Raw genomic sequence first — 16,702 nt, 5'->3', positions numbered from 1 at the left:
GGGGCTCCTTATCTGGTCATTTCAATCGCCCGGAAGTCGAGGTTGTCGGCTTCCATGTCGATGGCGGCGGCCGCGGTGAGCAGGTCGCAGTCGGGGTCGTCGGCGAGGTTGCGGCAGGATTCGGCGATGGCGCGGAGGAGGGCGGCGACGGCGTCGATGCCCACGTAGGGCTGTCCGTTGGTGGAGGTGACGAGGGGCAGTTGGTCGGTTGCGTGCGGGATGGGCGCGTCGTCGGTCATCGGGGTATCCGGGCCCGAAAGTCGGCTTCTCGCTGGCGTAGTTGCCGGAGTTTCCTGCCGTTCCAGAGCACGAAGATCAGGGTGGCGATGGAGACGGCGAGGGCGGTGCACGAGAAGATCACGGCCGGCTCTGCTCTGGGCAGCCAATGGTGCGGCATCCGTGGTGGAAGTAGCTGCCGTGGACGCAGCGCGGCCGGTTGTAGTCGGGTTCTTCGTCGCGGCACGGGGCACGTCGCACTGGCGCGGTGGGGCGTTTGTGCCAGCCGACGGGCTCGTCTTGGGTGTCGGGGTTCCAGGCGGCCACGGCGTCCCTTACCGCCTGCGGGTCGCGGGGGTAGCACCAGCCGTGGTCGTAGCCCAGATTGTCGTCGCGGGGGACGGCGATGAGCCGGATGTTGAAGCCGTGCCACAGCCACAGGTAGCGGTGGGTGTCGTCGGTGGCGAGCTCTTCCCCTTGCCAGTGTTCGTCGAGGATCGGCTGGGGGTGGCGGTGGACGGTCATGCGGCGCGCTCCTGGGGTTCACGGCCGGCGGCGAGTTCTTCGATCTGATTTTCGAGTCGCTGGATTTCGGCGTCGGCGGCGGCCCGGTGGTGTTCGAGGGCGCGGGTGGTGGCGCCGAGGCTGCGGCGGGTTTTGTCGGCGAGCCGCTGTTCGGCCCGCCAGTATTCGGCGAGGAGGGCGGCTTCGGGGATGGTGAGCAGGCCGCGGAGGGCGCGCTGGAGCAGTGTGTCGATGGTGGTCTGCCGTTGGGCGCGTTCCCGCTGGTTGGGTTTCGGGGCGTGGGCGCGGGTCACGGCTGCACCTTCCCGTCGCGCACGGCGATCCACCGCCCGTACACGCTGGGCAGGACGCGGCACGGCTGGTAGTACTCGATCTCCCCGGTCCCGTCTGCGGCACGTATCGGCAGGTACTGCTCGTCGAGGATCTCGTGGAGCAAATCTTTCAGCTGGCGGATACGGGCAGCCGGCTCGGTCGGGTAGTGGCCGCTGCCCTGGTCGTGCGCGATCAGTTCGTCGGCGGCTTGTTCGTGCGCGCAGCCGCTGCCCGCGCAGGGACGGCCGGCGCACAACTCGTCCGGGGCGGCTTTGTCGACAACGGCAACGAGGTCTGACCCCGCGTCGGGCGCGGCCGGCTCCTCCGCCTCGTGGCAGCCGCATCGGCAGGCGACCCCGGTGAACTTGTGGTTGAGGCGGCAGCGGGCATGCAGCCGTTCGGCGTGGGCACGGAGTTCGGCGTACATCGGGAGGCCGCGGACGGCAGTGATGGCAACGGCGTCGGCGGTCTGGCAGGCGGTAGACGTGTACGGGTGGGTCGGGAGCAGGGCGAGGACGGCGGGCGGGAGTTGTTCGCGGGTGCTGCCGGGCGGGTTGTTCGGGGTTGTTCGCGATTGTTCGGCGGCCTCGGCGTCGGCGTGGCGTTGGATCTCCGCGCGGGCTTCGGCGAGGTCTGCGATCAGCCGGTTGTAGTCGGCAGCCAGGATGGGTATGGCGGGCTGCCCGTCGATCGTGCAACCGTGTGTCGGGGTGTCGGTCATGGCTTCTTCCTTCGTGCTGCGCGCTGTGGGATCTGGATGTCTTCGCGGAAGAGATCACCGGACAGGAGGGCGAGGGCTACGGCGTTGGCCCGGTCGCGGGCACCGAGCGCCTTGTAGATGGCGGCGAGGTGCCGGTTGATGGTGGGCGGGCTGAGGGCGAGTTGCCGTCCGATCTGCGCGTTCGTGAGTCCGTTGGCAGCGTGGGCAAGGACTTGGCGTTGGCGTGCGGTGAGCCGGCCGATGCCGACGTCGAGGTCGAACGGGGTCGCGGTCACGGTTCGATCACCGGATTCACCTCGAACACCTTCGCGCCCTCGGGTGCCGCGTCGGCGTCGGCTGCCAGCAGCGCCTTGATGTCGGCGGTCGTCATGCCGTCGAAGCTGACCCAGCACGAGCACAGTGCTGCGGCGGAGCACGTCTCGCCGCAGGTCTCGCAGGTCCAGGGCGGGCAGTCGCCGCAGTGCTCGGAGGGGAACAGGTCGGTGGGGTCGCCGGTGGGTTCGGGCTTGGTTCGGCGGCAGCCGTTGCAGGCGAGGATGGTCATTGCCCGTTCCTGTCGTGGAGGCCGAGGGCATGGCGCACCCCGGGGAAGCGGTCGTTGGCGTAGGTCCGGCGCTGGATCTGGAAGTCGACGGGGAGCCCGGTGCGCTGGCGGGCGAGTTCGGAGATCGCGGCGCAGAGCAGGCCCCACCTGCCGTCCTCGTGGGCCGGCCGGTCCCGGGGGAACAGGGCGTCGAACTCGTCGTCGGGAAGGATGAGGCGGACGTCGACATCCCGCCACTGCTTGCCGATGGCAGCCGTGCCGACGAGGTAGGGGACGTGGCCGAAGGCGGCGTCGATCTCGCGGCCGAACGCGTCGAGGTGGAGGGCGGCGGGCATACCGACACCGACCATGGGATGCGGGCAGGGCTTGTCGGTCATGCTGCGTCCTCGTTCCAGTGGCTGATCATGTCGCCGAACGTTTCGTCGTACCGGGCCTGTTCGGCGAGCTGTTCCCAGTCGGGCATCGGCGCCGGGTCGGGGATGACGATCGCCGCGCGCCGGGCCCGCTCGCAGTCGACGGCCGCCTGCCAGTGCTCACGCCGGTAGGAGCGGGCCACGAGGTACAGGGCGATCGCCGCGACCACTCCCGGCGCGCCGAGGGCGGGGTGTGTGGCGCCGGCGTAGATGCCGGCGGCGGCAAACAGGGCGGCGGCCGTCTGGCTGTAGCGGGCTTTCGTGCGGGCGATCACAGGTACTCCGGGGCGTGGACGGTGTGGGCGGTCCAGAGGGCGAGGGGTCCGGGGCCCTGTCCGCGGAGGTCCCACATTTCGTGTTGACGGAGGTCGAAGGGGGTGGGTGGCTGGTTGGTGGGCTGCGGGTCGTTGCAGGGTTCCGACCATTCGAGGGCGAGCTGTACGCCGGTCATGGCTGCCCCACCGGGGTGTCGGTTTCGAAGCTGATGACGATGGCGTCGTCGGCGACGTGGAACCGAAGCGCGTTGTCGGGAAGGGCCGCGTCTTCGGGCAGGCCGCATGTTTCCCGGTAGGCGCGGCAGGCGGCGACGGTGGCGGCGTTGATGTCGCCGATGCACGCGCCCCAGGGTTGGGCGGCGGGGATGATCCAGCGGCGGATGGTGCGGGTGACGGTCTCGCTGGTGTAGGTGGTCATGGCGGTCTCCGGGGGTCAGGGCCGCCCCGGGTGGGGGCGGCCGAGGAGCAGGTCAGGCGGGTGGCGTGGTCACGCGGATGCAGGCGCGGCAGGTGACGGTGATCTCCGTGGTGTCGGAGAGCGGGCGGTCGAGAACTCGGCCCCGCGCGTCGAAGAGGCGGATGCTCTTGCCGCACGCGGTCTTCATCGGCCGCGAGTGCGGCACGACGTCGTGGACGCGGGCGCCGCCCTTGAGGCGGATGCGGCGGGTGTCGGTGGTCTTGAACATCAGGCGGCCTCATCGGTCACGCCAGCGGTGAACCGGAGGTCGGTGCCGGGTGCTTGCCAGCAGGTGCCCCACGGCTGCTCGATGGGGATGAGGCCGACGCTGGCGGGGTCGACGCAGCGGCGGTCGATGCCGGGCTTGCCGACGCGGTGACGCTCGGCGGCGCTGTCACTGTTGAACGTTTCGTGACAAGCCGGGCAATGTGCGCGGCGCAGGCCGGTCCAGGTCTTGCCGCATTCGCCGTGGGTGATCATGGATTGGGCTCCTTCTCGGATTGAGGGCTAGGACGGACGCTCAGGGGCTCGGATGTCGCTCGGGACCGCCGGGAGGGGGTTAGGCCGTCTACGGCTCGCTATGGGGGCGGGAAACGGCAATTCCTCGGGAGGGGCTCGGTGCGCCCGCCACCGCCGCCACACCCACCCCGGTGGCCAGTCCTCGCCCTGATGCCCGCACAGCAGCGCGCTGTACGCGACCACCACGACGAGGTACACCGCCAGGCCGATCACCTGCGCCCCCGACACCAGTCACAGACCGCGCACACGACCGCCCCGATCAGGCACAGCAGCCCGGCGCCGAGGCAGGCGAGCGCGGCCAGCAGCAGGACACCGGGGGCAGGGCTCACTCCGGGGCCTCCGTGGCCCTGGGCTCGGCGACCGGGCTGTCTCCGCCTCGCTGCGGGAAGCAGGCTGTGAAGCCGCCGGGCACGTGGACCCACTTCACGTAGTGGTTGCCGTCCATGCTCGGGGTGCCTCGGTCCTCGATCTCCCGCCAGCAGTGGGCGCACTCGGGCCGCGCCTCCCGTGTCTGGGCGTCGGGCCGCTCCAGGCCAGCGAGCTGGTGGAGGTCTGGCCGGTCGCAGCAGACGTCGAAGCCTCCGTGGCAGGCGGACTCCGTCTTGCCGCTCGTCGGGCAGAAATACCGGGCCGCTCCCGGCTTGCAGACGTGCTCGGCCGTGTCGGGCTGCTCCCCGACGGCGGGCAGCTGGCGGCCAGCGATCTGCCGCAGGAGGCGTTCGGTCTTCTCCGGAGTGACGACCGCCTCGGCGGCTGCGGACAGCTCTTCCAGGTATCCGGCCAGCGGATCGTCGGCGGGCTGCTCCTTGGCGGCCATGCGGCGCAGGAACTCGGCCGCGTGCTTCCACGTCGCCACGGTGGCGGCCGGGCCGTCCTCGTGGAGGATGTCGCTGTCGTTGAACTCTGCCGTGAGGCGCTTGGCCTCCCCGTGCAGCGCCTCGGCGGCCCGGAGCAGCGTGGCCCGGTCGGCGGACACGACAACAGACGGCAGAACGGCGGGCTCCCACACCGCTCGGAACGGCACGTCCGACTTGGCGACGAAGTAGCCGTCGAACTTCAGCACCCAGTCCGTGGGCTTGATGCCCACCCAGTGGCTGGCCTCGACGAGGATCTGCGCGTCCTGGTCCGGGTCCTCGATGCGGTCCTCGGGGTCGATGGTGTCGAAGTTGCTGCCCGCGAAGGCGCGCAGGGCATCGGCGTTGGCGCCGGTCCACTGGATGGCTTCGCACTCGTTGGGACGCTGGCGGTAGCGCGCGGCCTGGTTGATGGTGTGGTTCATGGGTCCTCCGTAGGGTGGGCGGGCCGACGGCTCGCAACTCGACTGCGAGCCGCCAGTACGGGTCAGGTGGACGGGGCGGCGCAGCCGGGGCAGAGGTCGGCCAGGCGGCCGGCACGGCGCTGGCGGGCCCAGCCGTCCTTCCGGCCGTCGGCGCGTACCTCCCGGGCCGTCAGCGATGCGAAGCGGATACGGATCGCGGCACTCCCCGGGCAGTCGGTCTGCTCGTCGGGCCCGTCGCAGGAGACCTCGACGCCGAGCGAGTGGGCCGTCACGGCTGCCTGCTGTCGGCCGCACCAGACACGGCAGAAACGGCGGGGCGGCGCATGTCGTCGGCGACCGGGCAGTGGCAGACCATCCACACCGTCGGCTGCTCCTGCGGGCCGTGGTCCGGGCAGTACGCGACGATCTCGTCGGCCTCCGTGGACAGCGTCTTGTCGCGCATCGCGGCGAGCGCTCGCCGCATCTCGTCGATCTCGGAGCGCGGTGGGTTGACCTTCCAGCAGTGCATGGCGTGCGGCTGCGGGTGGCCCTTCCAGGGCTGGCCGCAGGTGCAGCCGTCGTTCTCGGCGGCGGACTTCTTCGCGGCGTCGCACCAGGAGGAGTGCGGGATGGCGCAGCCTTCGGCGTCGCAGCCGTTGGCGTAGGCCTCCAGCTCGGCCACACGGTCGAGGGCTCGGCGGAGTTCCGTGATCAGCGCGGGCACGTCGGTCCGGGCGGCGGCCACGAACGTGGCGTCGGCCCGGTCCTGCTCCAGACTGCCCGTGCCCCGGCAGGTCTCGCCGATCCACATCGACATGCCGGGCTCGTACTCGGTGCCCTGGTAGATCTCCCAGCTGTCGGTGCACCACGGGCCGGGCGTGGCGGCGTTGGCGCGGGTCTCGATGTCGGCGAGCTGCTGGTCGGTGGGCGGTGTCTGGTCAGTCACGTCTTGTCCTTGTCTGTACGTTTCACCCGGCATGCGGTGGCATGGGCGGGATGGCATGGAACGGAAAGGAATGCGGTCAGGTGGCGGGCGTCTGCCCCGGGTGGCTGGCGACCCAACGGCGGGCCGCGGCCTCGATGTCGTCGAGCGCTGCGTTGCCGCGTTCGACGGCCCGGTCGTACTCGGCGCTGTCGGTGTGGGCTGCGGCAGCTCGGCGGACGCAGTGGCGGTAGGTCTTGGCGGGGGCCTCGATCTCGTTCATGAGGGCCATCACGGCGAGGTGGCGGTCGGTGGTCATGTCGTGGTCCTTTCGGCGTGGTCCGCGCGGGGATGATCGACTCAGGCGGCGTCGCGGAGTGCAGCCATCAGCCGGGCCCGGTTGGCGGCTTGCTGCGCTGGGCTGGTCGGCATGCGCTCGGGCCGGTAGTCCTTCACTCGGCCGGTGGGCACGGCTTCGGCATAGAGCCGGCCGAGAACGTCAGCGGGCGGACAACGGAGTGCACGACGGACCCGGGCGACGGTGTCGGGGTGGCAGCCCAGGCGATGGGCGACGGAGGCGTTCGTGTGCCCTTCACGAACGAGGGCAGCGATGTCTGCGCGAATCTTCATGCGGCCCTCCCGTAGGACTTCTGGGATGCGTTTCGCATCGGTGTGTCGGTGGTGTGGTCGGGGGCGATGCACCAGTCGTGTCCGCAGCCGGGCAGGACCGGCCCGACGGGATCACGGCCGTGGCCGAGCCGGAACGCGACGCGGCGGGCGGACTGGTTGCCGCCGTGACAGAAGTTGGGTGTGGTGCCTCGCATGGGCCCGGTCCACCGCATGTGGCCGCCGGTCACGGGCTGGGTGTGGGCGGTCCACTTCTGTTCGAGGGTTACCCCCTGCGTCGGCCACGTCCGCTCGCAGGGCGAGATGTCCTCCTCGGCTCGGATCCGGGCGACGCGGTCCCGGCGGACGCCGAGCGTGTCGGCTATGCGAACGTTGCCGAGCCCTTCGCGAAGCAGCTGCACGATGTCGGCGCGAGAGGCATGCGCTGCGGGCATCAGACCGTCACCCCCAGCCGCTGACTGACGATCGTGTCGCGCCATGCGCTCATGCGGCACTGGCCTCGGCTTCCTGATAGCGGCCGGCGTGGACGGTTCCGCGGGCGCGCCCGTCTTCGTGGCACGGCACCGCAGGGGTGACCTGGCACTCGGGGCAGCAAGCCGTCGCCTCGGCCCAGGCCGACACGCGCTGCGGGTGTGGCTCCGGCAACTGCCGGCCGGTCTTCCGCAGGACGCACGGCCGGTGGGCGTGGGCGCAGCAGTGCGGGCAGGCGACGGCGCGGGCCGGATGCTGGCTGGCGCGCATGAAGTGGCGCAGGGTCTCGGGCATCGGGGCGGCGGCACGGATCGTCATCGGGACTCCTTCAGCGGGCAGTTGCCGCAGTCGCAGGGCTGGTCGGGGCGGTTCTCTTCGTTGCGGTAGTGGCGGACGGCTGCATCCCAGGCGGCTTTCGGCAGTGACCGCTCTGGTGGTGGACCGGGCGGGGACGAGCCCGTCGGCCAGGCCCCGGGGCGTCTGCCGGGAGGTGGGGGTGGCTTGGGTTTGGCCGGCTGCTCGAGGCGGGCTTTGCCGTTCGTGATCTGCTGACGCATGTAGCGGCGCCAGCCGTCCGGGTCCTCGCGTCGCATCACGGCAACGTCGTCGGGCTGCAGCTCCGGGCCGTTCACGACACAGCCCCTTCGTCGACGATCACCGCGTCGGGGATGTCCTGGTCGGCCTGCTGGCGGGCGAGATGGCGGGCGGATGCTGCGCGGCGGCGTTCGACCTCCGCTCGCTCATCCGCGGGGCTCGTGCCGCCAGCGCGTGCGGCGTGGGGTGCGCGCTCATGCCCGCCTGGTGTCCGGCATGGCCGGCCGACCGCTGCTCCACAGTTGGAGCATTCGATGCCGAGCGGACCGGGACGCTTGACCTCGGCGATCTCGGGCGGCACCTCCCGGCCCACGCCGGGCAAGAGTTCCGCCATCTTCCGGGGCTTCAACTCCAGGCCGTCCGCCGCCCGAGTCCGCTGTGCTCGTAGGGCTGCAAGGTAAGCGGGAACGTCATCGGGGTCTGCGTCGGGGATTTCGGCTGGAAGTCCGGGCCCCTGGAAACTGTCGGCACGATCGCCTCGAAGCCGCTTGATCTCGCCGATGATCTCCGCGGGGCTCACGAACGGTTGCCGGCGGGCAACGGCCGCCGCGGCTGCCCGCGCGTCGCCGAGCGAGAAGTCTCCGAGAACGTCGTGCCAGGCGTCGGCAGTGAACTCGTCGAACTTTTGCTGCGGGCACAGCGCCCGCACATAGCGGGCGAGGACCACGGTCTCTTCCTCGTTCACGGGCCCTCCTTCTGCTGCCTGCGGGCCTTCGCCCTGTTCATGGCTCGGTCGAACATGTCGTTGGTCTCCTGTTGCTGGCGGTTGACTGGTCCGTTCTGGCCGACGGCAGCGGGCAGGTAGGCCACCCCGTCTTGGGCATCGGGCGCTTCGAGGGAGCGCCAGCCCTGGACCCAGGCGGAAGCGCCGGCGGGCTGGCCTTTGAGCCGTGCTGAGCTGACTGCGTAGGCGACCATCGCGGCGGTGCCCACGCGCTCGACGGCTTGGCGCGTGTACTCCCAGCCTGATTCGCGTAGGTCCCATGCGATGCCTGCGAGGCCTGCGTTGGCGATGCCCCGTTTCAGTTCGGCGAGGGGGTCCGGGATGCCGCCTGACCGCTGCTCGCCTGCAGCACCAGTACTTCCGTAGGAAGTACTGGGGTAAGGAGTGGCACCGGCATGGATACCCGTGACGGAAGCGTCACGCCGTGACGAGTCACTCTGACCTGCATCTTCGTTTAGACTCTGAGATTTTTCCGAAGCACTTTCACTTTTTTTCGCGGAGGAATCGAAGGTAAAGTCCTTCGATTTCTCGGCGTTTTGGTCTGCGTTTCCGGCTCCGCGGATGCCCTCACGGTGCTTCGACTGGCGCTCCCGAGCCTTCTTCTTCTCGGCCTCGTGGCGGGCTCGGGAGGTGTTGCGGCCGTCCTCGAGGAAGTCGTGGAAGACGTAGTCGCCGGGGCTCGGGTTGGGGCATCCGCCGGAGCATCCGTGTCCGTGTTCGTGCCACAGGCCGGCCTTGACGAGTTTGGCTGCCTGGGGCTTGGTGCCGTAAAGCTCGGCGACTACGCCGGGTACAACGCCGTCGGTGAGGTGCTGTGCGGCGTAGGCGCCACAGCGCAGCCAGAGGCCGAGCGCAGCGTTCCCGGCCTTGATGAGCTTCGGGTGGGAGTGCGCCTTATCGTCGATTCGGAACCAGGGCATCAGCTGCCCCCCGCGTGCTTGATGTGGAACATCAGGCGACACCGCCCAGAGGGTGCGCGGCGATCTCAAGCGCGGAGAGATGCCTGGGCAGGCAGGTGGTCAGGTCGACGTCCTGGTACGCCCCTGCCGCGGCAGCGGCGGCAAGAGCATCGTTGAGGTAGAAGTCGGCGTCCGCGGCAACGCGGTCGTAGTGGCCGAGGAAGCTGCTTCGCTCTTCGGGCTCGGGCCATCGGTTGGCCCCGGCACGGAAACTGCGGACCCATAGATCGACAGCACGCTGACGGAACGCGTCAACTCCCGTGTGCTCAACCTCGTTGGCTCGCAGGCCGTGGTGCAGCTCCGACGAGTGGTGATAGCCGGCGAAGAGCGCGGCCCGCCTGATGCGTTCCAACGAGATGCCGGCGTCCGCCAGGTCGTCGACCTGGTTATGGACGACGCTGAAGAGGAATCCCTCCGGCGGCTCGACATACGTGGCCGCGCCGTCGAGATCGTTCCACGCGTCGCACCAGTCGATAACGACGTGGGCGCGAGCGTCATCGGCAGCGTTCGCCATGGCGTCCTGAATGGTCGAGAAGCCCCCGGTCCCGCCGGAGATGGCCGTCGCGATCAGTCGCTCCGGATCCACCCAACTACCGCTCGCCTCCAGTTCCACGAGGCTGTGCACGAACTTGGCGCGGTCTTCACGTGAGGGCGCTTCTTCCAGATCGGTTGCCCAGGCGTGGGCCCAGCGGTCGACGGCCGCTTGCCCCACCAGGCTGAGCGCGTCGGGAATCCCCTCGGCAGACGGAGCGACGATCCGGTGTGCTCGCTCTTGAAGTTCTTTGACCATGCGCCAAGCGATTCCGCAGGCGTAGCGGAAGGTGTTGTCGGCTCTGACCGTGGGGTTGGTCATAGCCTTCTCGATAATGTCGGGCCAGACCTCTTGCGGCAGGCCGGCCTCGTGGAAGGTGTCGAGGCTCCCCTTCCAGCCGTCGGGCAGCTTCACCTTCTCCGTCTTCCACCCGACTTCTCGGGTCCACCCGCTCCAGGTCTTCTCGAAGGACTCTCGGTACGCGGCCTTCGGGACCTGCTGCTGGCGCAGTTCTTCAGCCGCCTGCTTCATCGCGGCGGCCCACCGGAGTGCGTCGCCGCCCACGTCGGCGACGACAGTCGAGTCGACGGTGGCGCTGCTTTTGCCGCTGTTGCAGGGTTCGCAACTGGTGACGAGGTTCTCGGGCTTGTCGCTTCCGCCGAGCGCGACGGGCGTGACGTGGTCGACGCGCAGCGGGACGGCCGGGGCGGACGCGCCGCAGTAGCGGCAGATGTGCCGATCCCTGCGGAGGATCTCGTAGCGAAGGCGCTTAGAGACGGCCATTGGTCTTCTTTCGGAGAGTGCTGGTTGGGGGCTTTCGGGCGCACGGAACCAAGCCCTTACGGCGGCTTCCTTGATCGCTTTTGTGCCGCCGTGGCACCTTTGAACAGTACCCCAAGGTGACCGGTCACCAGTAGGTCAATGACCAGCCACTTCGCTACAGCCTGGTGACCAGCCATCGCACGGTCAGCTACGCTGTCGACATGACGACGAAGGGAACCCCCGGCCGCGTGGTCCGTATCGACGACGACACGTGGGCTGCATACGGGGAGCTGTGCGAGGCGGAGGGAACGTCGCGGGCCGACGATCTGCGCCGGCATGCGCACGCTCGCGTCGCCGCATGGCGCAAGCAGCAGGGCATTGAGGCCCCGAAGAAGCGCGTCGTCCGCGTTCCTCGCAAGAAGCCGACTGCTGGTTCCGACTGACGTCACGTCCCCTCCTTCCTGACCCCGCTGCGGCGGGGCCTTTGTCGTGTGCGGCCTAGGCGGCTGAGGTTGCGGCCTGTTCGGGTGTGCGCCGCAGGCGTGCGAGTCGTTTTTCCACGTCCGGCTCACGCCTGGCGTTCCATTGACCGCGGACAATCCACTCCCGGCCGATCCACTCCGTATAGGCGGGCGGGATCGCTTCGGTGAGCTCTTCGTGGACGTCGGTCCACCAGATGCCCATGGCCTGCTGCATCTCGGCGACGTTGCCCTTGCCGCCGCCCTTGCCGTAGGCGGCGATGTACGGGCCGTCGCGGTAGACGCCGTGCCGCCAGCCGCGGACCGGGCCGCGATGCCGACGGTGCGGCATGGGAGTTATCGGGTCCGCGCCGAGCCAGCCGAACTCGAAGTGTCGGTGGCGGATGACGCCGAGGCCGAACTGTTCGCCGCACAGGGTCAGGTCCCTGCGGATTGCGGCACCGGGCACGTTCTCGATGACCCAGTCGACGCCGTACCAGAGGCACAGTTCCCGCATCTGCGGAATGAGGTCGACGTACTCGCGGCCTCGGTTGGTGCCCTTCGTCAGCGCGGTGTGTGCTTGGCAGGGTGGGGAGGCGTGGACGAGGTGGAAATCCTGCCCGCGGTCCCGCATGACGGTGAGCGCGTCGTCCTGGACGAACTCGAACGGGTAGTTGGGGCGGGGCTGGATGTCGACGCCGACGACGTCGAAGCCGGCGAGGTGGTAGCCCATGCCAGCGCCGCCGGCGCAGCAGAACAGGTCGAGGACGCGGGGGCGAGGGTTCATCACGACACCGCCTTGGTGCGAACCCGCTGGACGGTGCGCGTGGAGCAGCCGACACGCCCCGCGATGGCCGGCGCCGACAGCGGCTGCCGGTCCAGGCGGCGGATCGCCGCATGTCGCTCGCGCGGGGTGAGCCGGGCGGGCGGGTCTCCGGCGGCGGCCCGGTCGACGGCGACCTCGTCTGGCTGCGCGGGGATGTAGGCACGGCGCTGGGCGGCCCGGTTGCTGGCTCGGACGCACTCGCGGCAGATCAGGTGCCCCTTCTCGTTGCGGCCGAGGTTCTGCGGGAAGGGGTGGCCGTGGCGGCAGGCCGGGCTGTCGGCGGTGGTGTGGTAGCCGGGCAGGCCGAGGTGTTTCCGGTGGCGGGCGATGGTGGTGCGTGCGGCGCCGGTGCGGCGGTAGACCTCGATGTCGCTGTGTCCGGAGTGGAGCAGGGCCGCGATCTGCTGGCGGGTGTCGGAGTTCACGCGGCTTCCTCCAGTCGCCGTCGGGCCTTCGTCCGCTGCTGTTTGCTGGCGCCGCCCCACAGGCCGGGCTGGGTGCCTTCGGCGTCTTCGATGCGGTTGATGTGTGCGGTGCAGGCGGCTTGGACGGGGCATCGGCTGCAGATGCGTTTGGGTAGCCGGCTGCTTCCGCCGGGCCTGATTTCGGTCCATTCGTCGGGGTCGACTTGGGCGCAGAGCGCGTCGGCCATCCACGCGTACCGGCCGGCGCTCACGCGGCGGCCCCCAACCGGGCACGCATGGCCTTCTCGCGCTCGATTCGTGCGGCTGCTTCGCGGCGGCGGAGGATGGCGCTGAGCTGATCGCCGATGTACTTCTTGTTGCCTCCGAGCTGTTTGGCGATCTGCTCGGGGCTTTCACCGAGGAGGTAGAGGTGTTCGATCTCGGCGTTCTTGTCGGGGTCGCGCTCGTACTTGGGTGCGGCCTCGTAGGGGGCGGCCTGTTCGGGCTGGCAGGCGGGGTCGTCGATGTCGTCCCAGGCAAGCGGTCCGTGCCAGCCCTGCGCGCGGGCCCGGCGGATGGTGTGCGGGTTGTCGCTGCGGAAGGCGGACAGGCGGCGATAGGCGGTGGTGATGGCCCGCGCGGTGGAGGCGTCGAGCTCGGCGTGCTTGCCGGTGATGATCCGGCCGAGCCGGTGGCGGTTCATTCCGGTCTCGGCGCCGATCTCGTCGAGGGTGTGGCCGAGGCAGGCGAGCGCCCGGAGTCGGCGGATGCTGCCAGTGGCGTCGACGGTGCCGTGGTCGACGGGTGCGGGCCCGATGGGGATCGAGAGGATGGCGGCCGCGCGGGCCCGGCTGATGGTGGGCTGGCCGTAGAGGACGTAGCGGATGGCGGACTGGGATACGCCGCTGCCGGCTGAGATCTGTCGGACGAGCCAGTCGTTGGCGATGAGGCGCTGGATGTGTTCAAGGACGGGCGCGGCGTCGCGGAGGCGCCGGATGCCGCGGCTGTGGTCGAGTCGGAGGGCGCTCATGTACCGGTAGCTGGCGAGTGCGCACTCCGGGCTGTCGCAGCCTTGGAGGTGGCACCAGCGGCTGGGCTCGTGGGCGGTGGTCATGGCCGGTCCTCCTTCCGGGTGTGGTTGGCGGGGTGGTTGGCGTAGGACTGGAGTCGTCGGATGCCGTCGCGGCGTTCGCAGTACTGCCGGCGCCGGCGGAGGGCGGCGTCGAGCACGCACCAGGCGGCGAGGAGCAGGCCGGCTTGGATGCCGAGGGCGGTGAGCCAGCCGTGTTCGGCGAGCTGGTCGATGTACCAGTCGGCGGCCGGCTTCAAGGCGGCGGTCATGCGGCGGCCCTCCGCTGCTCGATGCGCTTGTTGATGCGGTCCCGGAGGTGGGCGCGGCCGGCGATGGTGAGCCGATAGGTGTTGACCTTCTTGCCGTGGGCCTTCGGGTTGATCGACACCTGTTCGCCGACGACGCGCAGCACGATCGGGTGCTCGAGTTCGACGAGTGCCCGGAAGTACAGGCCGGCCCGGCGGCAGGCGTCCTCGGGGACGATCAGGCGGATGTCGTTCATGCCGAAGGGCTGACCCTGGGATCCGAGGTGGACGACGACTTGGTCGAGGACCGCGGTGTCCCAGTCGGTGACGGTGGCGGCGTTGAGGGCGGCGAGGATTCGGGAGGCGCGGGCCTTCGCTTGCTCCGGGGTGATGGTCATGACGCGGTCTCCTGCCGGGCGAGGTTGTCGAGGGCGACGGTTCCGTGCCGTTCCAGCTCGGCGTCGGTCATGATCGGGTGCGGGATCTGGCCGGTCCGCAGGACGTCGCGCAGGTCTGAGGCCGCCGTGCGGTAGGCGTGGGCTCGTTCGACCCGCGCGTACTCGTCTGGGCCGGGCTGGTCGACGAACAGGCCCTCGTCCGGGTCCGGTTTCGGGCCGGCCAGCTGCTCCCACCGTTCGGCGAGGGTGGCGAGGACGGCCCGCAGTCGACCTTCGTTCTGATGCATGGTCTTGGTGGTCACGTGTGGTCTCCTGGTCTGGGGCCGCCCCGATTCCCGCGGGGCGGCCTCCGGTGTGTGGGCTAGTCGCTGCCGCCGGCGCCGAGTTCGGGGCGCTGCGGCTCGCTGAGGTACTCGGGCGGGACGTCGATGGCGTCCGGCTGCCAGTCGGTGCGCACGGTGTCGTCGTGGGCCATGGCGCGGGCCAGTTCGGCGCTCTTCGGCAGGGCCTTGAAGTGGTTGCGCAGGACGGTCTTCTTGGCCATCTCGTCGTAGCTGTTCCGCCAGGCCGGGCTGTTCTTCGACGGCATGCTCAGGCGGCGCTCTTCGATCTCGGCCGGGTACATGACCTTGAAGGTGCGGCCGCCGTTGATGAGGCGGGCGACGGAGTAGTAGGCGACCGCGGCGCCGCGCGGGCCCGTCCGGCAGGGCCGGTGGACGAGCTTCTCCTCGAGGCCTTCCTCGTGCTCGAAGTAGTCGTTCTCCCGGACGGTCTCGACCTTCACCGACGACGCCATCGGGTGCTGGTAGAAGAGCGTCACCATGCCCTGGTAGCCGAGCTGGAAGGTGGCCTCCCCCTTGTAGGGGACGATGAATGCCTCCTGGGTCGGGGAGCCGGGCTCGAAGCCCAACTGCGAGCAGGTCATCAGCGCGCCGAGGAAGGATTCGGTGGTGCACTGGGCGAGGTCGGGGTTCTTGCGGATCAGCGTCAACGCGATGCGGGCGATGCGGTCCGCGTCCATGTGCTTCGGGAGGGCGCGGGCGATCTCCGGCTTCATCCGTTCGATCTGCTGCGCCATGGTCGGCTTCTGCTGCTGGCCGGCCTGCTCGACCTGGCCGACGTTCTCGGCTCGGCGGGCGACGGCGTTGCGGGCATTGGTGGTCACTGGTTCTCCATCACGATGTTGAGCACGCGGGTGTTTTCGCCCCGGTAGTCCTCGGGGTCGATGTCGGGGTTGGCTTCGAGGGCGGCGGTCTTCCAGCTGATCTGGCCGAGCCGGGGCCGCCACGTGTAGGCGAGTTCGCCGCGGATGTAGACGTCGGTGCCGTCGCCGGCCATGGCCTTGAGGTGGTTGTCCGCCTCGGTGAGGGCGATGTCGGCGGCCTGCATCTGCTCCTGGGCGGTGTGCCGGATGTTCAGCCACTTCTCGACCTCGGCAGCGTCGGCGATGACGTCCTTACGGCCGGGCTTGGCGTGGATTCGGTCGAGCAGCTGGCCGGTGGCGTGGCTGCCGTCCAGGGGCGGTTGGACGCCGGTGGTCACCCGGCCCCAGAACTCGGCGGCGATGGCGAGGAGGTCGTCGATGAGCTTCTCGTCGCGCTCGATGCGGTGGACGATCGTGCGCTGCCCGCCGATCGACGCTGCGGCGTAGCCGAAGGACCAGCCGGTGAGGAGCATCTGCCACTGGGTCTGCACCTGGACGTCGACGGGGGGCTCGTCGATCCAGTCGTTCAGTGCGTAGCTGGAGCGGGTCTTGATTTCGACGACGCCCGGCAGGCCAGCCTCTTTGGTGGTGCGGTCGAGGTTGACCAGCGCCCACGGGATTTCCGGCAGGCGCAGAGTCCCGGGGTTCTCGAAGATCGGCAGGCCCGTCTTCTTGGTGAATCGGCTGGCCACGAACGGCTCGAGCTCGTGGCCCATCTCGGCGGCCTCGTCGAGTACTTCGTCGATGCGTCGGGGGACGGGCTGGCCGGTCTTCTTGAGCCAGATCTCCAGTGGCGACGTCCACTGGTTCAGGCCGCAGATCGCGACGATGTCGGAGCCGCCGATGCCGGTCTTTCGGACGGCGTGCCACTCCTCGCGGGAGGCGTCGGCCTCGAGCGCGACGACGGCGCCGGAGGGGTAGATGGCGGTGGTCATCAGAACGGGTACTCCTTCGCGGTGTTGCGGCGGGGCCAGAGGCGGAGGCTCCAGGTGCGGAGCTGGTTGACGCAGTGGCAGTCCTCCCAGTCGGCGTTGCCGGAGGCGGTGAACCAGCCGTGACCGCCGCGGCCGTAGCAGGCACCGCATGCCGGGTCGGCCTTGGGTTGTCGGGTGAGGTGCACGGCCCGCTGGTGCAGTTCGATCTGCCAGCGGCCGACGTGGTGGGTGAGGTACATGGGGCCCCGTTTCTGGGTGTGCGGTTGGGCGGGCGGCTCGCCCCGGCCGGGGGGTGTGGGGCGAGCCGCCCTGGGTGCCGCGGAGCGTGG

Annotated in this window: 34 protein-coding genes; 1 reads left to right on the top strand and 33 read right to left on the bottom strand. The window is 69.9% G+C overall.

Features of this window, described 5'->3' with window-relative positions; genetic code table 11:
* Positions 1-8: 8 nt before the first annotated feature.
* The 23 genes from ABZ725_RS14255 to ABZ725_RS14145 form a co-directional block, all read right to left on the bottom strand.
* The gene (locus ABZ725_RS14255) at positions 9-239 is read right to left on the bottom strand and encodes a hypothetical protein (RefSeq protein ID WP_358802968.1); all 231 of its coding nucleotides are present in this window, start codon (positions 237-239) and stop codon (positions 9-11) included.
* A 118-nt stretch (positions 240-357) separates the two neighbouring features.
* Positions 358-741, bottom strand: a complete 384-nt coding sequence (locus ABZ725_RS14250) for a hypothetical protein (protein ID WP_358802967.1) — start codon at positions 739-741, stop codon at positions 358-360.
* Positions 738-1,034, bottom strand: coding sequence for a hypothetical protein (locus ABZ725_RS14245; protein WP_358802966.1), 297 nt, complete (start codon positions 1,032-1,034; stop codon positions 738-740). Before ABZ725_RS14245 ends, ABZ725_RS14250 begins: the two co-directional genes overlap by 4 nt.
* Positions 1,031-1,774 (bottom strand): hypothetical protein, encoded by a 744-nt coding sequence (locus ABZ725_RS14240; protein ID WP_358802965.1) that lies wholly within the window; start codon positions 1,772-1,774, stop codon positions 1,031-1,033. The genes ABZ725_RS14245 and ABZ725_RS14240 overlap by 4 nt, the downstream gene beginning before the upstream one ends.
* A complete protein-coding gene (locus tag ABZ725_RS14235; protein WP_358802964.1) occupies positions 1,771-2,049 on the bottom strand; it encodes a helix-turn-helix transcriptional regulator in 279 nt (92 codons plus the stop codon). The genes ABZ725_RS14240 and ABZ725_RS14235 overlap by 4 nt, the downstream gene beginning before the upstream one ends.
* Positions 2,046-2,318: a hypothetical protein gene (locus ABZ725_RS14230; protein WP_358802963.1), complete on the bottom strand. Its 273-nt coding sequence runs from the start codon at positions 2,316-2,318 to the stop codon at positions 2,046-2,048. Before ABZ725_RS14230 ends, ABZ725_RS14235 begins: the two co-directional genes overlap by 4 nt.
* Positions 2,315-2,695 (bottom strand): hypothetical protein, encoded by a 381-nt coding sequence (locus ABZ725_RS14225; RefSeq protein WP_358802962.1) that lies wholly within the window; start codon positions 2,693-2,695, stop codon positions 2,315-2,317. The genes ABZ725_RS14230 and ABZ725_RS14225 overlap by 4 nt, the downstream gene beginning before the upstream one ends.
* Entirely contained in the window at positions 2,692-3,006 is a 315-nt protein-coding gene (locus ABZ725_RS14220; RefSeq protein ID WP_358802961.1) for a hypothetical protein, read from the bottom strand. The genes ABZ725_RS14225 and ABZ725_RS14220 overlap by 4 nt, the downstream gene beginning before the upstream one ends.
* Positions 3,003-3,182 (bottom strand): hypothetical protein, encoded by a 180-nt coding sequence (locus tag ABZ725_RS14215; protein WP_358802960.1) that lies wholly within the window; start codon positions 3,180-3,182, stop codon positions 3,003-3,005. The genes ABZ725_RS14220 and ABZ725_RS14215 overlap by 4 nt, the downstream gene beginning before the upstream one ends.
* Positions 3,179-3,424 carry a hypothetical protein gene (locus ABZ725_RS14210; RefSeq protein WP_358802959.1) on the bottom strand — a complete coding sequence of 82 codons (246 nt, stop codon included), beginning with the start codon at positions 3,422-3,424 and terminating at the stop codon, positions 3,179-3,181. Before ABZ725_RS14210 ends, ABZ725_RS14215 begins: the two co-directional genes overlap by 4 nt.
* A gap of 52 nt (positions 3,425-3,476) precedes the next feature.
* Complete coding sequence (locus ABZ725_RS14205) at positions 3,477-3,692, bottom strand: hypothetical protein (protein WP_358802958.1); 216 nt, start codon at positions 3,690-3,692, stop codon at positions 3,477-3,479.
* Positions 3,692-3,943, bottom strand: a complete 252-nt coding sequence (locus tag ABZ725_RS14200; RefSeq protein ID WP_358802957.1) for a hypothetical protein — start codon at positions 3,941-3,943, stop codon at positions 3,692-3,694. Before ABZ725_RS14200 ends, ABZ725_RS14205 begins: the two co-directional genes overlap by 1 nt.
* 364 nt (positions 3,944-4,307) lie before the next feature.
* Positions 4,308-5,261: a hypothetical protein gene (locus tag ABZ725_RS14195; RefSeq protein ID WP_358802956.1), complete on the bottom strand. Its 954-nt coding sequence runs from the start codon at positions 5,259-5,261 to the stop codon at positions 4,308-4,310.
* Positions 5,262-5,323: 62 nt separating this feature from the next.
* Positions 5,324-5,533 (bottom strand): hypothetical protein, encoded by a 210-nt coding sequence (locus ABZ725_RS14190; RefSeq protein WP_358802955.1) that lies wholly within the window; start codon positions 5,531-5,533, stop codon positions 5,324-5,326.
* A complete protein-coding gene (locus tag ABZ725_RS14185) occupies positions 5,530-6,186 on the bottom strand; it encodes a hypothetical protein (RefSeq protein ID WP_358802954.1) in 657 nt (218 codons plus the stop codon). The genes ABZ725_RS14190 and ABZ725_RS14185 overlap by 4 nt, the downstream gene beginning before the upstream one ends.
* Before the next feature lie 76 nt (positions 6,187-6,262).
* Positions 6,263-6,481, bottom strand: coding sequence for a hypothetical protein (locus ABZ725_RS14180; RefSeq protein ID WP_358802953.1), 219 nt, complete (start codon positions 6,479-6,481; stop codon positions 6,263-6,265).
* 41 nt (positions 6,482-6,522) lie between these two features.
* The gene (locus ABZ725_RS14175) at positions 6,523-6,792 is read right to left on the bottom strand and encodes a helix-turn-helix domain-containing protein (RefSeq protein WP_358802952.1); all 270 of its coding nucleotides are present in this window, start codon (positions 6,790-6,792) and stop codon (positions 6,523-6,525) included.
* Positions 6,789-7,223: a hypothetical protein gene (locus ABZ725_RS14170; protein ID WP_358802951.1), complete on the bottom strand. Its 435-nt coding sequence runs from the start codon at positions 7,221-7,223 to the stop codon at positions 6,789-6,791. The genes ABZ725_RS14175 and ABZ725_RS14170 overlap by 4 nt, the downstream gene beginning before the upstream one ends.
* A gap of 49 nt (positions 7,224-7,272) precedes the next feature.
* Positions 7,273-7,578, bottom strand: coding sequence for a hypothetical protein (locus ABZ725_RS14165; protein ID WP_358802950.1), 306 nt, complete (start codon positions 7,576-7,578; stop codon positions 7,273-7,275).
* Complete coding sequence (locus ABZ725_RS14160; protein ID WP_358802949.1) at positions 7,575-7,892, bottom strand: hypothetical protein; 318 nt, start codon at positions 7,890-7,892, stop codon at positions 7,575-7,577. Before ABZ725_RS14160 ends, ABZ725_RS14165 begins: the two co-directional genes overlap by 4 nt.
* Positions 7,889-8,539 carry a hypothetical protein gene (locus ABZ725_RS14155; protein ID WP_358802948.1) on the bottom strand — a complete coding sequence of 217 codons (651 nt, stop codon included), beginning with the start codon at positions 8,537-8,539 and terminating at the stop codon, positions 7,889-7,891. The genes ABZ725_RS14160 and ABZ725_RS14155 overlap by 4 nt, the downstream gene beginning before the upstream one ends.
* A complete protein-coding gene (locus ABZ725_RS14150) occupies positions 8,536-9,498 on the bottom strand; it encodes a hypothetical protein (RefSeq protein ID WP_358802947.1) in 963 nt (320 codons plus the stop codon). The genes ABZ725_RS14155 and ABZ725_RS14150 overlap by 4 nt, the downstream gene beginning before the upstream one ends.
* 31 nt (positions 9,499-9,529) lie before the next feature.
* Positions 9,530-10,852 (bottom strand): HNH endonuclease, encoded by a 1,323-nt coding sequence (locus ABZ725_RS14145; protein WP_358802946.1) that lies wholly within the window; start codon positions 10,850-10,852, stop codon positions 9,530-9,532.
* A gap of 200 nt (positions 10,853-11,052) precedes the next feature.
* Here ABZ725_RS14145 and ABZ725_RS14140 point away from each other — a divergent pair, with 200 nt between their 5' ends.
* Positions 11,053-11,274: a hypothetical protein gene (locus tag ABZ725_RS14140; protein ID WP_358802945.1), complete on the top strand. Its 222-nt coding sequence runs from the start codon at positions 11,053-11,055 to the stop codon at positions 11,272-11,274.
* Between the two features lie 55 nt (positions 11,275-11,329).
* On the opposite strand, the gene ABZ725_RS14135 is transcribed toward ABZ725_RS14140, so the two are convergent.
* The 10 genes from ABZ725_RS14135 to ABZ725_RS14090 are packed head-to-tail and all read right to left on the bottom strand — an operon-like array spanning position 11,330 to position 16,612.
* Positions 11,330-12,076: a DNA methylase gene (locus tag ABZ725_RS14135; RefSeq protein WP_358802944.1), complete on the bottom strand. Its 747-nt coding sequence runs from the start codon at positions 12,074-12,076 to the stop codon at positions 11,330-11,332.
* Positions 12,076-12,540, bottom strand: a complete 465-nt coding sequence (locus ABZ725_RS14130) for a hypothetical protein (protein WP_358802943.1) — start codon at positions 12,538-12,540, stop codon at positions 12,076-12,078. The genes ABZ725_RS14135 and ABZ725_RS14130 overlap by 1 nt, the downstream gene beginning before the upstream one ends.
* Positions 12,537-12,767: a WhiB family transcriptional regulator gene (locus ABZ725_RS14125; protein ID WP_358802942.1), complete on the bottom strand. Its 231-nt coding sequence runs from the start codon at positions 12,765-12,767 to the stop codon at positions 12,537-12,539. Before ABZ725_RS14125 ends, ABZ725_RS14130 begins: the two co-directional genes overlap by 4 nt.
* A gap of 20 nt (positions 12,768-12,787) precedes the next feature.
* A complete protein-coding gene (locus ABZ725_RS14120) occupies positions 12,788-13,633 on the bottom strand; it encodes a hypothetical protein (RefSeq protein WP_358802941.1) in 846 nt (281 codons plus the stop codon).
* Complete coding sequence (locus ABZ725_RS14115; protein ID WP_358802940.1) at positions 13,630-13,860, bottom strand: hypothetical protein; 231 nt, start codon at positions 13,858-13,860, stop codon at positions 13,630-13,632. The genes ABZ725_RS14120 and ABZ725_RS14115 overlap by 4 nt, the downstream gene beginning before the upstream one ends.
* Entirely contained in the window at positions 13,857-14,234 is a 378-nt protein-coding gene (locus tag ABZ725_RS14110; protein WP_358802939.1) for a hypothetical protein, read from the bottom strand. The genes ABZ725_RS14115 and ABZ725_RS14110 overlap by 4 nt, the downstream gene beginning before the upstream one ends.
* A complete protein-coding gene (locus tag ABZ725_RS14105) occupies positions 14,231-14,536 on the bottom strand; it encodes a hypothetical protein (protein WP_358802938.1) in 306 nt (101 codons plus the stop codon). The genes ABZ725_RS14110 and ABZ725_RS14105 overlap by 4 nt, the downstream gene beginning before the upstream one ends.
* Positions 14,537-14,595: 59 nt before the next feature.
* On the bottom strand, positions 14,596-15,399 hold the full coding sequence (locus ABZ725_RS14100; protein WP_358802937.1) for a recombinase RecT: 804 nt from the start codon (positions 15,397-15,399) through the stop codon (positions 14,596-14,598).
* Complete coding sequence (locus tag ABZ725_RS14095) at positions 15,396-16,373, bottom strand: lambda-exonuclease family protein (RefSeq protein ID WP_358802936.1); 978 nt, start codon at positions 16,371-16,373, stop codon at positions 15,396-15,398. Before ABZ725_RS14095 ends, ABZ725_RS14100 begins: the two co-directional genes overlap by 4 nt.
* Positions 16,373-16,612 carry a hypothetical protein gene (locus tag ABZ725_RS14090; protein WP_358802935.1) on the bottom strand — a complete coding sequence of 80 codons (240 nt, stop codon included), beginning with the start codon at positions 16,610-16,612 and terminating at the stop codon, positions 16,373-16,375. Before ABZ725_RS14090 ends, ABZ725_RS14095 begins: the two co-directional genes overlap by 1 nt.
* Positions 16,613-16,702 lie beyond the last annotated feature (90 nt).

It is taken from the genome of Streptomyces sp. NPDC006872 (assembly GCF_040635845.1).
Taxonomy (GTDB): domain Bacteria; phylum Actinomycetota; class Actinomycetes; order Streptomycetales; family Streptomycetaceae; genus Streptomyces.
The sequence above is the reverse complement of the archived record's forward strand: the minus strand, read 5'-3'. Positions and strand labels throughout refer to the sequence as shown.

Bases quoted from the DNA above. Each gene is read 5' to 3' on its own strand.
- ABZ725_RS14255 (WP_358802968.1), bottom strand. From the start codon at position 239: ATGACCGACGACGCGCCCATCCCGCACGCAACCGACCAACTGCCCCTC.
- ABZ725_RS14250 (WP_358802967.1), bottom strand. From the start codon at position 741: ATGACCGTCCACCGCCACCCCCAGCCGATCCTCGACGAACACTGGCAA.
- ABZ725_RS14240 (WP_358802965.1), bottom strand. From the start codon at position 1,774: ATGACCGACACCCCGACACACGGTTGCACGATCGACGGGCAGCCCGCC.
- ABZ725_RS14230 (WP_358802963.1), bottom strand. From the start codon at position 2,318: ATGACCATCCTCGCCTGCAACGGCTGCCGCCGAACCAAGCCCGAACCC.
- ABZ725_RS14225 (WP_358802962.1), bottom strand. From the start codon at position 2,695: ATGACCGACAAGCCCTGCCCGCATCCCATGGTCGGTGTCGGTATGCCC.
- ABZ725_RS14215 (WP_358802960.1), bottom strand. From the start codon at position 3,182: ATGACCGGCGTACAGCTCGCCCTCGAATGGTCGGAACCCTGCAACGAC.
- ABZ725_RS14210 (WP_358802959.1), bottom strand. From the start codon at position 3,424: ATGACCACCTACACCAGCGAGACCGTCACCCGCACCATCCGCCGCTGG.
- ABZ725_RS14205 (WP_358802958.1), bottom strand. From the start codon at position 3,692: ATGTTCAAGACCACCGACACCCGCCGCATCCGCCTCAAGGGCGGCGCC.
- ABZ725_RS14200 (WP_358802957.1), bottom strand. From the start codon at position 3,943: ATGATCACCCACGGCGAATGCGGCAAGACCTGGACCGGCCTGCGCCGC.
- ABZ725_RS14195 (WP_358802956.1), bottom strand. From the start codon at position 5,261: ATGAACCACACCATCAACCAGGCCGCGCGCTACCGCCAGCGTCCCAAC.
- ABZ725_RS14180 (WP_358802953.1), bottom strand. From the start codon at position 6,481: ATGACCACCGACCGCCACCTCGCCGTGATGGCCCTCATGAACGAGATC.
- ABZ725_RS14175 (WP_358802952.1), bottom strand. From the start codon at position 6,792: ATGAAGATTCGCGCAGACATCGCTGCCCTCGTTCGTGAAGGGCACACG.
- ABZ725_RS14170 (WP_358802951.1), bottom strand. From the start codon at position 7,223: ATGCCCGCAGCGCATGCCTCTCGCGCCGACATCGTGCAGCTGCTTCGC.
- ABZ725_RS14165 (WP_358802950.1), bottom strand. From the start codon at position 7,578: ATGACGATCCGTGCCGCCGCCCCGATGCCCGAGACCCTGCGCCACTTC.
- ABZ725_RS14150 (WP_358802947.1), bottom strand. From the start codon at position 9,498: ATGCCCTGGTTCCGAATCGACGATAAGGCGCACTCCCACCCGAAGCTC.
- ABZ725_RS14145 (WP_358802946.1), bottom strand. From the start codon at position 10,852: ATGGCCGTCTCTAAGCGCCTTCGCTACGAGATCCTCCGCAGGGATCGG.
- ABZ725_RS14140 (WP_358802945.1), top strand. From the start codon at position 11,053: ATGACGACGAAGGGAACCCCCGGCCGCGTGGTCCGTATCGACGACGAC.
- ABZ725_RS14135 (WP_358802944.1), bottom strand. From the start codon at position 12,076: ATGAACCCTCGCCCCCGCGTCCTCGACCTGTTCTGCTGCGCCGGCGGC.
- ABZ725_RS14125 (WP_358802942.1), bottom strand. From the start codon at position 12,767: ATGGCCGACGCGCTCTGCGCCCAAGTCGACCCCGACGAATGGACCGAA.
- ABZ725_RS14120 (WP_358802941.1), bottom strand. From the start codon at position 13,633: ATGACCACCGCCCACGAGCCCAGCCGCTGGTGCCACCTCCAAGGCTGC.
- ABZ725_RS14115 (WP_358802940.1), bottom strand. From the start codon at position 13,860: ATGACCGCCGCCTTGAAGCCGGCCGCCGACTGGTACATCGACCAGCTC.
- ABZ725_RS14110 (WP_358802939.1), bottom strand. From the start codon at position 14,234: ATGACCATCACCCCGGAGCAAGCGAAGGCCCGCGCCTCCCGAATCCTC.
- ABZ725_RS14095 (WP_358802936.1), bottom strand. From the start codon at position 16,373: ATGACCACCGCCATCTACCCCTCCGGCGCCGTCGTCGCGCTCGAGGCC.
- ABZ725_RS14090 (WP_358802935.1), bottom strand. From the start codon at position 16,612: ATGTACCTCACCCACCACGTCGGCCGCTGGCAGATCGAACTGCACCAG.